Origin of the sequence: Megasphaera cerevisiae DSM 20462 (assembly GCF_001045675.1) — a bacterium.
Classification (GTDB): Bacteria; Bacillota; Negativicutes; order Veillonellales; family Megasphaeraceae; genus Megasphaera; species Megasphaera cerevisiae.
The window spans coordinates 1-14534 of sequence record NZ_LEKT01000017.1 but is presented as its reverse complement, the minus strand read 5'-3'; the positions used below and the strand labels follow the sequence as shown (position 1 = coordinate 14534).

Below are 14534 nucleotides of genomic sequence, written 5' to 3'. Positions count from 1 at the left end.
CCTCCTAGTGTATGTCGCAGTGTATGAGCTTCATATCAAGAATACCATTAATTGACCGCAGCTTAAGCATAATATCGTTGGGAATATCGTCTTGAACCGCAATAGCCATGATATTGGTACCAGTCTTCGTCATCCGTCCTACCTGCATGCCTGCAATATTGATGTGTGCTTGTCCAAGAATAGTGGAAATCTGGCCAATCATATTCGGCTGATCAATATGCGGTGCCAGCAGCAAATAGCCTTCTGGAGTAAAGTCAACACGGTATTCATCAATCTGAACTATTTTAGCTTCTGATTTGTTAAACAGCATGCCCACAAGAGAATGTTCTCCCTTTGCCGTCTTGATACGCACCGTGACAGCATCCAGAAAATAGCCTTTATCGTGAGATTTGATTTCTTTAACAGAGATATGGCGTGATTTTGCTACTTCCGGCGCATTAACAAAATTAACCGAATCCTGCAGGATCGGATTAAGCGCTCCTTTTAAAACTGCCGTCGTCAAAAGCCGTGTTTCCGTTTCCGCTAATTCGCCCGTATATTCGACCTGAATTTCATTCATAGGGCCTTCCGACAAGTATACCCCCAGAATTCCCATTCGTTCCATCAACTCAAAATATGGATGAATCACGTTATATACGTTTTGCGGCACTGGCGCCATGTTGACAGCCGTAGCAACGGGTTCACCGTTGAGCGCAGCCATCACACCCTCTGCCACGTCCACGGAAACACCTATCTGAGCCTCTACCGTCGAAGCTCCCAGATGCGGAGTGATAACGACATTATCCATGCCGATAAATGGATTAATATCCTTGGTCAGCGGTTCTTTGGGGAATACATCAATAGCTGCGCCGGCTACATGTCCCTTTTTCAATGCCTCTGCCAGTGCGTATATGTCAAGAACGGCACCGCGGGAAACATTGATAACCCGGACCCCGTCCTTCATTTTAGCGATTTCCTCTGCCCCGATCATGCCCCTTGTTTCCTTGGTGAGAGGCGTATGCATCGTAATATAATCAGAAGTCTGCAGCAGCGTATCCAAATCCACTAATTCAACTCCAAGCTGTTTCGCCCGTTCTTCGGGAATATAAGGATCATAGCCGATAGTACGCATTTCCATCGCCTGCATGCGTTTGGCAATGCGGGAACCGATCCGTCCGACACCGATAATACCGATAGTTTTGTTCTTGAGCTGGATGCCGGTAAATTTTTCGCGATGCCATTCGCCAGCCATGAGAGAATTATAGGCCTGCGGAATATGGCGTGTAATCGCCATAATCATTGCACAGGTATGTTCTGTTGCTGCAACTGTATTAGCCGTCGGCGCATTGACAACAATAATTCCCCGGGAAGTAGCCGTCCTCAAATCGATGCTGTCTACACCCACACCGGCACGTCCAACTACCTTGAGCTTTTTTGCAGCATCAATGACTTTAGCCGTCACATGGGTCATAGACCGCGTAACCAGACCGTCATATTCACCAATGCATTCGATCAGCCCAGTTTCATCCAGATTCGTCTTAACATCTACTTCATATCCATGTTCCCGCAGCAGTTCTACCCCTTTTACAGAAACATCATCACTGACTAAAATTTTCATGTGCATATCCTCCCAGATCATCTGCAATTATAGTTTAATGGTTCTTTTGAAATTTCATCATAAAAGCTGCCAGCGCCTGGCATCCTTCTTCTGTTACGGCATTATAAATAGATGCGCGGCAGCCGCCAATGGAACGGTGCCCTTTTAGCCCGATAAGAGACGCTTCGGCTGCCTGTGCCACAAATTCTGCTTCCAATGCCGGTGTTGGCAGATTAAACGTCACGTTCATGCGGCTGCGTGACTGCGGCACTGCATGCCCCTTGTAAAAACCATCGCTTTCATCAATGACTTGATACAGAATATGCGCTTTTTGTATATTGCGCTTTTCTATTTCTTTCAAGCCTCCCTGCGCATCAAGCCAATGAAGTACTTTATTGACAAAATAAATATTAAATACCGGCGGCGTATTGTACGTCGAATCATGGTCCACGTAGGTTTTATACTGAAGCATGAGCGGCAGCTGGGAATTAGCCTGTACCAGCAGGCTATCCTTGATAATGGTTACAACAACGCCGGCAGGACCGACATTTTTTTGAACACCTGCGTACACAAGGTCAAATCGTGAAATATCAACAGGCCGACTTAAAAAGTCACTGGACATGTCGCAAAACAACGGTACGTTACAGGAAGGAAAATCATGCCATTCGGTACCATGAATCGTATTATTTGAGGTTATATACACATAATCCGTATCCGGCTTTATCACAGCTGACCCGGCCTCGGGAATATATGTAAAATGATCTGCCTTGCTAGATGCCGCTTCATAGGTTTCTCCGTAAAAGGCCGCTGCCTGCATCGCTTTATCAGACCACACGCCGGTATTGATATACGCACCGCGGTGTTTTAGAAAATTAGCTGCATGCATAATAAACTGCATACTGCCGCCCCCTTGAATGAACACAATATGATACCCATCGGGTATCCTCAGCAGCCGGCGCAGCATACATACAGTATCATCCTGCATCGCTTGATACGCCGCACTGCGATGACTGATTTCGACAATGCTCATGCCTGTGTGGGCAAAATCAAGAAACTCTTCCTGCACTTGTTTCAGCACCTCTAACGGCATAGCCGAAGGGCCTGCATTAAAATTATAAACCCGTTTCATTTCGTCACACCCCTCCAACAAAAAAAAAACTCCCGTCCCATCAAAGGGACGAGAGTATATCTCCCGCGTTGCCACCCAACTTGCCATACGGCCAACTTGAACCGCTGTATCGGGCGTACCCGTCAAATTCATCATTTGCCGCTCCGGAGCGGAACGCTTTATCCTCTTACTGCCTTGCACCTGCCGGCAGTTCTCTGTAAAGAGGAATAATTTGCTTCTCCTTCATCGCACTCTATAAAATTAGATTCATTATAAACAGCTTTCTGTAATCTGTCAAGACATAACATCCGGCCATCAGTATGTACTGCATTGATTTTGATTATGCCCTCTCTCTATACAAATTTATTAAAACCCGCTTTTTCCTCTAATTACACTTGCTCCAACCGCAGTTTTTGCAGGTATTACAGCCACCCTCAAAAACAAGAGGTTCCCCACATTGGGGACAAAAAATACTTTCTGCCGTCACTTTTTTATCCGCCTTCGGTTTTGCCGGCATCTTTTTGAGCGGCGGAGCCCCGCCTGCGGCAGCAGAGGACTGCCGCAGCTCCTCCTGCACTTCATTATACATATCCAGCAGCGCATTCCCTACTGCCATAGGGCAGCAGGCTCCTTTGCTAGTATCGCCGCGCGTAGACCGGCGTACAGAATAGGACGGGCAGTTCCCCGTTGAATTAAGCTGATCAACAATCGTGTAAATATCAATCCCGGCACGGGAGCTGATAGAAATCATCCGTGACAGACCAATCATAAAATTATTGCAGCCGCCAGTCGATCCCTTGCTCAAATAGGTTTCCAGCAGTGCCCCTGTTTCCGGATCAAAGAAAGCAATACAGTGCAGACTGCCGCAGCCAGTGACCAGCTTTCTTTTTTTTCCGATGACATTATCATCAATGCTGACAATTTCACCTCGTTCCAGACCCATTCCGGCAATCGGCACCATTTTTTTATCAGTATGAGTAGTCAAAATTCCGGCACGTTTACAGCCATCCCGGAAGATAGTGAGTCCCTTGCAGCCCTTTTCATAAGCTAACAGATACAGCTGTTCCGTATCCTCTACGGTAAAGCCGTTCGCCACATTGACCGTCGAACTGATAGAGGCATCAATATGCTGCTGCCATGCCGCCTGCATTTCTACCCGTTCACGATAATCCAGCGTAAGAGCAGTTACAAAACATTCCGGAAGGTTAGAATCATCCGTAATGTGATAGGTCTTCATATATCGTTCAACAATCGGCGTATATACCTTATAATATACATCCGTACCATGAAGAGACTCTGTTTTTCGTTCGTAGAAATTAGCATAAATCGGTTCTATGCCACCAGAAATCCCCAACATGGTAGAAAGCGTTCCCGTCGGCGCAATTGTCAGCAGCTGAGAATTGCGCAATCCATTTCCCCGCACCAGCGCAGCCGTTTGTTCTGTCGTGTTGGCTTTAAAATACGGCGTACTCATAATCTCATCAACGTGGCACATGGCAAAGGAGCCCTGGCTTCCGGCTAATTCTGCGGAAGCCGCTATTGCCGTATCCGCCATAGCAAACCCAAGGTCATGACAAAAAGCGACGGCCTGTTCACTGCCATACGTAATACCCATCTTGATAAGCATATCTCCCAATCCCATAATGCCAAGACCGATCTGACGCCAGGCTTTGACACTGTCCCGCTGTTCCTGCAGAGGATGCAGCGGCAGCCCTTCATCAAGGACATCATTCATAGCCCGCACAGCAACTGTTACACACCGTTTAAATTCAGGAAAATCAAAGACCGCTTCTGCCGAAAAAGGCGAATTGACAAAATTGGCTAAGTTGATACTGCCCAACAGGCAGGAACCTCCCGCCGGCAGTGGCTCTTCTGCACATGGATTGACACCGGCAAAAGCAAACTCCTTCGTATGAGCCAATAAATTCCATTGTCGAATTCGGTCCCAAAACAGCGCTCCCGGTTCAGCATAATCCCAATTCGTTTCGGCAATAAGCCGGAATACATCGGCAGCCCGAACCATACTTTCCACCACCTGCCCGGTCTCTTTCCTGGTATATCGGAGACGGAACTGATCCTTCTTCTGAACCGCCTCCATAAATTCATCACTCAGGCGGATAGAAATATTTGCCTTCGTCACTTTATTCAAATCTGTTTTTAAACGAATGAAATCCAATACATCCGGATGTGAGCAGTCGATGGAGATCATAAGCGCCCCGCGGCGGCCATTTTGTCCGATAAGCTCTGTTACCAGAGAATACAGCGTCATAAAGGAAATTGAACCGCTTGTTTCTTTAGCTGCATTGTTGATACGCGCTCCCTTGGGACTCAAGCCCGAAATATCAATGCCGCAGCCGCCGCCATAGCTATATGTCCGCGCCAGTTTCCCGGCGCGGTCAAAAATACTTTCAATATTATCTTCCGGCGGAGTCATGACATAACAGTTGGATAAGGTAATTTTTTTTCCTTCATATTCCAATCCCCGATTAGCTAAAATTCGTCCGCCAAATAAAAATTTCTGTTCCTTTATCAAGGCTGCTACTGCCGCATCATGTCCACTGACCCGATTCACCCAATGTTCAAAATCTTCGTCATTATTGCAGTACTTATGCTTCCAAATATCTATGCCAAGTTGATTGTGTTCGCCCAGCCATTCTTTTTCATCCATATTGAAAATCCTCCTTAATATCTCCCTGTCTTCTAAATGTTGCATATATATTTTCACAAATCACTACATATAGTATGTTTCATTACATATTGAATTTATGATAACAGGATAGATCAAAGTCGTCAAGACCTCTCTTTAAGGATTCTCTAATGCTCAGCATGCTCCAAAAAAGCAGTAACAATATGAATATATTCTCTTTTATCTGTCTCCAGCCCGACAGCATGGGGGGAATCTGCAAAGATATGCAAGTACTTATCGGCACTGCCGCATTGATCATATAAGCTTCTTGCCGTTTTGACCGGCACAAGTTGATCATCAGCACCGTGAAGAAACAGGATAGGCACCGTAACTGACCGTACCGCCTGAGCTGGTTCAATATCGGTTACCAGCTTATGCGTATGAAAAAACATGGCGCCCTGAAAAAAAACATCTAATATATTGTAACCCCAGATGGCCTGTTGATCGCCTGATACATGGAAAAGCTTTTCCCTTCCCAATGAAATAATATTACCATAGGCGCTGTCAGATACGACAAAGGCAATAGAATTTCCATGGCTGCTGCCAGCATATAACAAAGCCATTGCTGCGCCTAATGATATGCCGTGCAGCCCGACTTGCATATTGGGATTTCTGCGCTTCAGCCATTGCACCCAGCCGGCAATATCATCTACCTCACTCAGTCCCCAATCGGTATGGTCACCGCCACTGTCTCCGTGTCCCCGCTGATCAATCAGCAGTACATTATACCCCAGATTGCGGTACATGGAGACATAGGGAAGACACATAGAACGATTCTGATATAAGCCATGAAGCAGAATGACCGTTTTACTGGATTTTACAGAATTTTCAATGTATGTCCCCCTCAAAACAAGGCCGTCCGTACTCATAATATGTACTGCCTCCCAATCCTGTGCAGCCTCCCATTGATGTATAACCGAAACATCCCGGGTATGATTTTCAATGCCCAATATATGATCCCACTGGGCCGTACGAAATTCCTGATAGGCCACATTTCCCACATAGGAACCGGCAACTATAATCAGGATAAGCAAAACGATGCATAATCGGATAATCCATGTAACAAAACGCTGCAGCACGCAGATCACACCTTTCTTTTCATTTTATCTGCCAATGCCTGCTATACCTATTTCAAAACAAATACTATTCTACACCCTATATCGTACACCAGGTCAAGATATGTATTTTCCCGGCATGGTCCCTAAATCAGAATTTTTTCTCTCCCGCACTTGCTACTTTTTCCTGCAGCTGTTCCAGCGACGTACCGCTAAGAACCTCCAGAGCGGCTATTACAGTGCCTTCTACAATAGGGCAATCGATCATTTTTATTTTTCTGTCCTCCATAGATTCCATGACCATTTCCGCAGTCATAACAGCACTTCCCATATCCATGATAAGTGCCACGCCATCATCAGAATACACCCTATTGACGGCATTACTTATCTTTTCAAAACTCGTTCCCAAACCGCCGTCATCAAGCCCTCCAGCGGCTGCAACGGGTACTTCAGACGCCATCATACCAGCCAGTTCGACAACTCCCTCTGCCAACTTTTGGCTATGAGACACCACGACAATTCCTACCATACGAACCTCCTCAATGAAAAAACAGGGCAGCCGGACAGCTGCCCCACCTATTCTAATGCTAAGCTTACGAAAGATGCGCCAGTATAGTCTGCAGTATGTATAAAGACGACGTTGCGCCCGGGTCTTGATGCCCCAGACTACGCTCACCTAAATAACTGGCACGGCCTTTCGTCGCAATAATCGTTTGCGTATATGCCACGCCCTGCTCTGCCGCTGCCACCGCATCAGCCAGCGCAGCCTTGGCAGTCTTACCGCTGTCGACTCCATGCCGCAGCGCTTTCAGAGCCGGGCACAGCGCATCCAGCATTGTTTTTTCTCCTTCATGTGCCTTACCGCGCATTTCTATCCCTTGGACCGCGGCCTCCATGGCCTGTACGAACGCTACAGCATCCATTGATACCAAGCCGGTGCAAGCTGCTCCGGCCTTCATGAAAGCCGTCCCATATAATGGCCCTGACGCACCTCCAACGTTCGACACCAGCTGCAGGCCAATGCCCTTTAAAATGATACCAATATCCTTTCCTGCCAATGATGGCAGTTTTTCCTCCACCGCCTTAAAGCCGCGGGCCATATTGATTCCGTGGTCACCGTCACCGATGACATTGTCGAGTTCCGTAAGATAGTCCTTTTCTTCTTCAATCTTCACCGCAACAGCCTGCATGATTTCAATCAACTTCTTTGCATCAATCGTTTTAACTCACTCCCTTCTGACAAAAACAGCAGTATTTTCATTTTTTCCACGCTAATGTATGCGCTTTTGCATCATATAAAGATTTCATTTCATCATCCAGCCGCAGCAGCGTAAGCGAAAAGCCTGCCATTTCAATGGAGGTCATATAATTTCCAACCATTGTGTCATAGATGGTAATTCCCTGTTTCGTCAAATAATCGTGCACAAAATTATTTACAATATACAATTCCATAAGCGGTGTCGCACCCATTCCATTAACAATCAGCACGATCTCCTGCCCCTTATAATCTATATCCGCCAGAATATGATCTACGAGCATTTTAGCAATCGTATCAGCAGATGCCAATTTTTCCCGATGCGTTCCCGGTTCACCATGAATACCAATGCCAATTTCCATTTCATCCTCCGCCAACTCAAAGCCTGGCTTTCCAGCTGCCGGCACAGTACATGGCGCAATTGCCATCCCCATCGTACGGACATTAGCAATAACTTTTTCGGCCACTTCCTTTACCGCCTTCAGATCCGCCCCCTCTTCAGCCTTGGCACCAGCAATTTTATGAACGAGAATCGTGCCGGCCACGCCGCGCCGGCCTGTTGTATACAAGCTGTCCTTTACAGCCACATCATCATTGACGACAACATATTCGGCCTTGATTCCTTCATCAGCGGCCATTTCAACAGCCATTTCAAAATTCATGATATCACCCGTATAATTTTTGACCACGCATAATACGCCTTGATCAGTCGCCACTGCCTTGATACCTTCCAGCACTTGATCCGGCGTCGGCGAAGTAAATACGGTTCCCGCCACAGCACAATCCAGCATACCCTTGCCAACATACCCGGCATGAGCCGGTTCATGTCCGCTGCCACCACCGCTCACTAATGCCACTTGTCCCTGTTTTCGCTGCGCACGGACAACAATCGTCCCATACTCCAACTTGCGAAGCATATCTGGCGCGGCCTTGACAAGCCCCTGTATCATCTGTTCTTCAACGGACGCCACATCGTTTATGATCTTCTTCATTGCATTCCCTCCTTATTTGCATCGATACATACGTTTATTATATTTTCATTTAGTATATACCATTTATTCCACAAAATTCAAGAACCTTTACTATACAGGTGCAGCTGCGTCCTGCCAACAAAAACTACTCTCTACTCGAACATAAAAATCTGCCGTTAACTGCATTCACTGGCAGTTAACGGCAGATTGACCTTCATTCCGCTTCTCGTAAAATAACCTGGTCCAGACCATCTACTTCTCCCAATTGGACAGAAACATCCTCCCGCCGTGAAGTAGGTACATTTTTCCCTACATAATCCGCCCGTATAGGCAGCTCGCGGTGTCCTCGATCAACAAGCACCGCCAATTCAATAAAACGGGGACGCCCCAATTCCATAATTGCATTCAATGCTGCACGCACAGTCCGTCCGGTAAACAAGACATCATCAACCAGCACGACAGTTTTGCCATCAGCATCAAAACGTTTTTGTCCGCTGCCAACAGTATTAATCATGCTTTTCTTCTGATCATCCCGATATGCCGAAACGTCCAGGTCATATACCGGAACAGAACGTTCCTCAATACATGACAGCTCCCTGCTCAACCGCTGAGCCAACGGCACGCCCCGTGTATGAATTCCTACGAGAACGGTATGCTCCAAGCCCTTATTCCGTTCAATAATTTCATGAGCAATACGCCGGATAGCCCGCCCCATTGCCTTTTCATCCATCAAAAGTGTCTTATCTTTCCACATATTGTACACCTCACCTAGATATGTTTCTCTGCCCGCTTCAGGCAATCCAGGAAATCCTGCGGCAACGGCGCTTCAAAATGCATTTGCTGTCCGCTGATGGGATGCACCAGATCCAGACAATGGGAATGAAGAGCCTGTCCCTCAATGGGAAACGCATCTTTTTTATATCCGTATAACGGATCATTGATGACAGGATGATTGATATATGCCATATGCACACGAATCTGATGCGTTCGCCCGGTTTCGAGGCGGCATTCAATCCAAGTACATGCGCCATATCGTTTTAAAACCTTAAAATGAGTAACAGCCGGACGGCCGCCCTTAAAGGTCACTGCCATTTTTATACGATCCTTGGGATGTCTGCCCACCGGCGCATCAACGACACCCTTGTCTTCCGCAATATTGCCATGAACCAGTGCCCAGTATGTCCGCCGTGCCTTATGCTCCTTAATCTGCTGCGCCAGTCCCCGATGGGCCGCATCGGTTTTAGCCGCTACCATAACTCCGGAGGTATCTTTATCCAAACGATGAACAATTCCCGGCCGTATCACGCCGTTAATCCCAGAAAGTCCGCCCTTGCAATGAAACAAGAGAGCATTAACTAAGGTGCCCCGATAATTTCCTGCTGCGGGATGGACAACCATGCCGCGCGCCTTGTTGATAACGATCATATCCGCATCCTCATAGATGACCGCAAGAGGAAGGTTTTCCGCCTCGGCGGTCCACTCTTTTGGACTTTCCATTCGGATACATACCGTATCACCATCATGCAGGCGGTACTTAGCTTTCACGATGTTATCATTAACCTGTGCCTCGCCGCGCTGTACGATCTGCTGGGCAAAGCTGCGAGAAATATCCAGTGCCTGGGTCAAGTAGACATCTACACGCATACCTGCCGCTTCTTCCGTCACCTGCAATATTTTTTCATCCATTTTAGCATCCTCATTTTTCTGAACCCTGAGTCCAGCTATACCATAGCAATAAACATACGCCTACAACAATGCCGATATCCGCAATATTGAACACTGGCCAAATTCTGAAATCAAAGAAATCGGTAACGGCACCATGCAATCCCCGATCCAGAGCATTGCCAAATGCCCCGCCCAACAGCATTCCCACACCGCAATGCACGATAAAATCGTTGGGTATTCTTTTTCTAAAAATCCCATATAAAAGAAACAATATTACAGCAATAACCATGAAAAGCCATTGTTGATTTTCCAAAATGCCAAATGCCGCGCCACGATTTAAAATATATGTAATATGAAAAAATCCCGGAATGACCGGAACTGATTCATGGAGTATCATCCATTCCCGAATACTCAATTTACTGACCTGATCCAACAAAACCACGATAAACGCAATATATAAAACCTGCACAAAAGGCCTCCTAAATCATTAATCATCAAGCATAATTAGTTCTTACAGTGCTTTTATCCTATCATAGAACTCTATAAAATTCAAATAAAAAGGGAGACATATAGATGTCTCCCTTTTATCACATTCTCGTTGATATTATTCAGCAGAAATAGCACCTGTAGGACATACGGATTCGCAAGAACCGCAATCGATGCAAGCGTCGCCAATAACATACTTCGTTTCGCCTTCTTCGATAGCACCTGTAGGACAAGCACTAGCACAAGAACCGCATTTTACGCATTCGTCAGAAATTACATGCATTGTTTTCACCTCCAAACTCACAACGTTTCAAGGGGAAGACCCCTTTGTCTTTCTCATTATTACACGAATATATAAAAATGTCAATGAATACTAAATCAGTGAGGATATAGATATTTACTGGCTTTACAGGACCTACCGTCAAAAATTTATCAGAAAAAAATTCTCCTCAATTATTTACTGCATTTCCCGGGAACACGTATAAAAAGGAGCCAGCGAGGGGAGCCGGCTCCTTTTTTTTATAGCAAGACATTATCGGGGGAAGACAATGCCTTATAGTTGAAGATGATAAGATAGGGGTGTTCGAGGGGTATATGAACAACTTATATCTTCAACATTTGTAGATGATCTTTTCTACATTCTTATCATAGCAGGTTATTTTTAAAAGTAAATTAAAATTAGATTAAAATTAGATTAAATTTTAGATCCCCTTTTCATGCCTTATCCGCAAATATGAGTACAAAAATTAGTATAGATAATGTATAATAATAACTAGGATAAAATGTTACGACAAAACTTACTGTACCAAGGGGGATTTTTGCATGATTGAAAAAACGCAAATCTTAATCGTCGAAGACGAGAAACAAATCGCCCGTTTCATTCAAATGGAACTCGAGCATGAAGGCTATGAATGCAGCGTAGAATCTAATGGAGCGGCCGCGCTGGATCGTATCGGACAAGACCATTTCGATCTTATTCTGCTGGATGTTATGCTCCCTGATCTGGACGGTTTAACGATTTGCCAGCGCACACGCGAGCTATCAAATGTTCCTATTATGATGCTGTCTGCCAAAGATGATATTGAAACAAAGGTCACCAGCCTGGATCTGGGAGCTAACGACTATCTAACTAAGCCTTTCAACAGCAAAGAACTCTTTGCCCGCATCCGCGTTCTCCTGCGGGAACGGGAAATCAAGCCATCTGGTGAAAATTTTCTGCAGCTTCAGGATATGACACTTTACTTGGAGCGCCATGAAGTTGCTGTTGGAGAGCATACCGTAATTTTAACAAAAAAAGAATTTGAGCTATTGACCTATTTAATCCGCAACAAAAACATCGTCCTGACACGTGACCGTATTCTTGAAGAAGTGTGGGGATATGATTATGTCGGTGATACCAATGTGGTAGACGTTTATATCCGGTATATCCGAAGTAAGATCGGTTCAAAAAAAGGACGGGAATACATTCATACAATCCGAGGAGTTGGATATGTGGCAAAAGATTAAAAGTGTTTTAGTCCGCTATTCTACAATAGCTCCCTTGCCGATATTTGCAAAAATGGTTCTGCTGTATTCATTCATTGTGTTTTTTATTCTTTTGATTGTATCTGTCATTACAGTAACCAGTGTCCATTATATTATGGATGATTCGATAAAGGATGATTTAAACAACAGCGCACAACTTACCCTCAGCTATTTGGACTCTTATGGAAAAATAGATTCATCTGTATTTATACGTTCAAATCTCCCACCTTTCGTAAATCTCCAAATTTACGACGGAGCCGGAAAAATAATTTTAGATAACGGCCCTACTCATACTATTAAAAAATGGAGCGACCGCTATATTGACGATGATATACGAAATGAAAAAGACACCCCTCTGCCCACGATTATCCAAGGTAATGAGGCATCTGAATTTTCATACTATAAAAAATGGTACGACAAAAACGGAAAAATCTATTATCTCCGCTTCTCCCGCCAGCCGGACAAAGAAAATAACTTTGTATCACTTTTATCTAAACAACTGCTGGCATCTGTTCTGATCAGCCTGATCCTTACCGTATTTACCGGTATGTATCTGATGAAAAAATCACTGGCACCACTGCATATTATCAACGACACCGTAAAAAAGATAGAAGTCAACAAACTGGGCAGCCGTATTATTTTATCAAACAATAAAAATGAATTAAACGACTTAGCCGTCACCATCAATCAAGCCCTGGACCGTATCGAATACGGCTATAAGCAGCAGCAGCAGTTTATCAGTGACGCTTCTCATGAATTACGTACCCCGATTACAGTAATCGCCGGTTATGCAGACTTACTGGATCGCTGGGGTAAAAAGGACCCGGAAGTGCTGCAAGAAGGAATTACCGCTATAAAATCAGAAACGGAATACATGCGTCAGCTTATTGAACGACTGCTTTTCTTTGCCCGCTCCAACAGCGGCACACTCGCCAAGCACTTTATGGACATTAACACGGCCCAGCTGCTGCTGGAAGTATATAATGAAATTAACCTCATCGACGCCAATCATGATATCATCGTGACAAAAAATGAATCAGAAACAATTTATGCCGAACCAGGCAGCGTAAAACAAATGCTGCGTATATTTATTGATAATGCCATAAAATATACACCACCCAAAGGAAAAATTTATTTATCCTGTGAAATACACGAAAAAGAAGTATATTATAAAATCACCGATACGGGAATTGGAATTCCAAGAAAAGACTGGGATCGGGTATTTGAACGCTTTTACAGAGTCGAACAATCCCGGGCCAAGGAAACAGGCGGTTCTGGTTTGGGACTGTCTATTGCCAAATACATTGCAAAAGGAAATAATGCCAAGCTCAAGCTAGAAAGTGAACTGCATAAGGGCACAACAATCATGGCAATCTTCCCGATAAAGAAACCGGAGCAGAAACAATAGAATATATAAGCTATGTGCCAAGAAAAAGAATACTATTTTTTATTACTGCCGGTCACTATATCGATCGGCAGTATTTCCTATGAAGCTACGTACTCAATGAAATACGAAACAGGAGATTCTTCATAAGAATCTCCTGTTTCGTATGATACCGTTTTTCAGAACCGCAACTGCCGCAACGTAAAAAAACGCCTATCAGCTCTCCATACACCCTATCAAAAAGCAACATACTGTGCCTTTGACAGCAGAGTGCTATTCTGAGCCGCCTACGGCAGCCTCGCCGGGAAGCAAATACCGGAATATAGTATAGTATAGTATATGTTCCCAATATATTTCATAAAACAAAAGACACGCACAATATGATCACTGTGCGTGTCTTTTCTGCTGAATCAGCGGCTTCCTATCCTCCCGGGGCGCTTCCACCCAAGTACTTTCGGCGTTTGCAGGCTTAACTGCTGTGTTCGGTATGGGAACAGGTGGGTCCCTGCAGCCATCACCACTGAATTCGTTTCAGGATTCGTATCCTGACAACTACATCGAAAAGTATTTCGGACCTTAACTACCCGTCTAACTCTTACACCATCTACATGGTTCTTTCTATTGCTTCTTTGCTTAAGTCAAGTCCTCGGTCTATTAGTACCGGTCCGCTCCATACATTACTGTACGTCCACTCCCGGCCTATCTACCATGTCGTCTTCATGGGACCTTACTTACTTTCGTAATGAGAAACCTCATCTCTAGGCTGGTTTCACGCTTAGATGCTTTCAGCGTTTATCCGTCCCGAACGTAGCTACCCAGCTGCA

13 protein-coding genes and 2 rRNA genes are annotated in these 14534 nt (G+C 45.0%); 2 read left to right on the top strand and 13 right to left on the bottom strand.

Translation table 11 applies throughout. The features are described from left to right. Nucleotides 1–4 precede the first annotated feature (4 nt). The 11 genes from serA to AB840_RS06575 all read right to left on the bottom strand — a co-directional run bounded on the left by serA (nt 5) and on the right by AB840_RS06575 (nt 11085). Nucleotides 5–1597 carry a phosphoglycerate dehydrogenase gene (gene serA, locus AB840_RS06625; protein ID WP_048514051.1) on the bottom strand — a complete coding sequence of 531 codons (1593 nt, stop codon included), beginning with the start codon at nt 1595–1597 and terminating at the stop codon, nt 5–7. 34 nt (nt 1598–1631) lie between these two features. Then, nucleotides 1632–2705: a 3-phosphoserine/phosphohydroxythreonine transaminase gene (serC, locus tag AB840_RS06620; protein ID WP_048514079.1), complete on the bottom strand. Its 1074-nt coding sequence runs from the start codon at nt 2703–2705 to the stop codon at nt 1632–1634. 364 nt (nt 2706–3069) lie between these two features. Next, the gene (locus tag AB840_RS06615) at nt 3070–5352 is read right to left on the bottom strand and encodes an adenosylcobalamin-dependent ribonucleoside-diphosphate reductase (protein ID WP_048514050.1); all 2283 of its coding nucleotides are present in this window, start codon (nt 5350–5352) and stop codon (nt 3070–3072) included. 146 nt (nt 5353–5498) lie between these two features. After that, nucleotides 5499–6449 carry an alpha/beta hydrolase gene (locus AB840_RS06610; RefSeq protein ID WP_048514049.1) on the bottom strand — a complete coding sequence of 317 codons (951 nt, stop codon included), beginning with the start codon at nt 6447–6449 and terminating at the stop codon, nt 5499–5501. Nucleotides 6450–6576: 127 nt separating this feature from the next. Further along, on the bottom strand, nt 6577–6954 hold the full coding sequence (gene dhaM, locus AB840_RS06605) for a dihydroxyacetone kinase phosphoryl donor subunit DhaM (protein WP_048514048.1): 378 nt from the start codon (nt 6952–6954) through the stop codon (nt 6577–6579). 64 nt (nt 6955–7018) lie between these two features. Next, nucleotides 7019–7615 (bottom strand): dihydroxyacetone kinase subunit DhaL, encoded by a 597-nt coding sequence (gene dhaL, locus AB840_RS06600; RefSeq protein WP_171969755.1) that lies wholly within the window; start codon nt 7613–7615, stop codon nt 7019–7021. Between the two features lie 67 nt (nt 7616–7682). Continuing rightward, nucleotides 7683–8672: a dihydroxyacetone kinase subunit DhaK gene (dhaK, locus tag AB840_RS06595; RefSeq protein WP_048514046.1), complete on the bottom strand. Its 990-nt coding sequence runs from the start codon at nt 8670–8672 to the stop codon at nt 7683–7685. 193 nt (nt 8673–8865) lie between these two features. Next, complete coding sequence (gene pyrR, locus AB840_RS06590) at nt 8866–9405, bottom strand: bifunctional pyr operon transcriptional regulator/uracil phosphoribosyltransferase PyrR (protein WP_048514045.1); 540 nt, start codon at nt 9403–9405, stop codon at nt 8866–8868. Nucleotides 9406–9419: 14 nt separating this feature from the next. Then, the gene (locus AB840_RS06585; protein WP_048514044.1) at nt 9420–10337 is read right to left on the bottom strand and encodes an RluA family pseudouridine synthase; all 918 of its coding nucleotides are present in this window, start codon (nt 10335–10337) and stop codon (nt 9420–9422) included. A gap of 10 nt (nt 10338–10347) precedes the next feature. Further along, nucleotides 10348–10785 (bottom strand): signal peptidase II, encoded by a 438-nt coding sequence (lspA, locus tag AB840_RS06580; RefSeq protein WP_048514043.1) that lies wholly within the window; start codon nt 10783–10785, stop codon nt 10348–10350. 135 nt (nt 10786–10920) lie between these two features. Then, nucleotides 10921–11085 carry a DUF362 domain-containing protein gene (locus tag AB840_RS06575; RefSeq protein ID WP_048514042.1) on the bottom strand — a complete coding sequence of 55 codons (165 nt, stop codon included), beginning with the start codon at nt 11083–11085 and terminating at the stop codon, nt 10921–10923. A 539-nt stretch (nt 11086–11624) separates the two neighbouring features. On the opposite strand from AB840_RS06575, the gene AB840_RS06570 reads away from it, so the two are divergent. Beyond that, on the top strand, nt 11625–12308 hold the full coding sequence (locus tag AB840_RS06570) for a response regulator transcription factor (RefSeq protein ID WP_048514041.1): 684 nt from the start codon (nt 11625–11627) through the stop codon (nt 12306–12308). After that, nucleotides 12292–13734, top strand: a complete 1443-nt coding sequence (locus AB840_RS06565; RefSeq protein WP_048514040.1) for a sensor histidine kinase — start codon at nt 12292–12294, stop codon at nt 13732–13734. Before AB840_RS06570 ends, AB840_RS06565 begins: the two co-directional genes overlap by 17 nt. Nucleotides 13735–14118: 384 nt before the next feature. On the opposite strand, the gene rrf is transcribed toward AB840_RS06565, so the two are convergent. Beyond that, nucleotides 14119–14235 (bottom strand): 5S ribosomal RNA (gene rrf / locus AB840_RS06560). A 109-nt stretch (nt 14236–14344) separates the two neighbouring features. Next, nucleotides 14345–14534 (bottom strand): 23S ribosomal RNA (locus tag AB840_RS06555); the annotation flags it as partial.

Bases quoted from the DNA above. Each gene is read 5' to 3' on its own strand.
- serA (WP_048514051.1), bottom strand. From the start codon at position 1,597: ATGAAAATTTTAGTCAGTGATGATGTTTCTGTAAAAGGGGTAGAACTG.
- serC (WP_048514079.1), bottom strand. From the start codon at position 2,705: ATGAAACGGGTTTATAATTTTAATGCAGGCCCTTCGGCTATGCCGTTA.
- AB840_RS06615 (WP_048514050.1), bottom strand. From the start codon at position 5,352: ATGGATGAAAAAGAATGGCTGGGCGAACACAATCAACTTGGCATAGAT.
- dhaM (WP_048514048.1), bottom strand. From the start codon at position 6,954: ATGGTAGGAATTGTCGTGGTGTCTCATAGCCAAAAGTTGGCAGAGGGA.
- dhaL (WP_171969755.1), bottom strand. From the start codon at position 7,615: ATGCAGGCTGTTGCGGTGAAGATTGAAGAAGAAAAGGACTATCTTACG.
- dhaK (WP_048514046.1), bottom strand. From the start codon at position 8,672: ATGAAGAAGATCATAAACGATGTGGCGTCCGTTGAAGAACAGATGATA.
- pyrR (WP_048514045.1), bottom strand. From the start codon at position 9,405: ATGTGGAAAGATAAGACACTTTTGATGGATGAAAAGGCAATGGGGCGG.
- AB840_RS06585 (WP_048514044.1), bottom strand. From the start codon at position 10,337: ATGGATGAAAAAATATTGCAGGTGACGGAAGAAGCGGCAGGTATGCGT.
- AB840_RS06575 (WP_048514042.1), bottom strand. From the start codon at position 11,085: ATGCATGTAATTTCTGACGAATGCGTAAAATGCGGTTCTTGTGCTAGT.
- AB840_RS06570 (WP_048514041.1), top strand. From the start codon at position 11,625: ATGATTGAAAAAACGCAAATCTTAATCGTCGAAGACGAGAAACAAATC.
- AB840_RS06565 (WP_048514040.1), top strand. From the start codon at position 12,292: ATGTGGCAAAAGATTAAAAGTGTTTTAGTCCGCTATTCTACAATAGCT.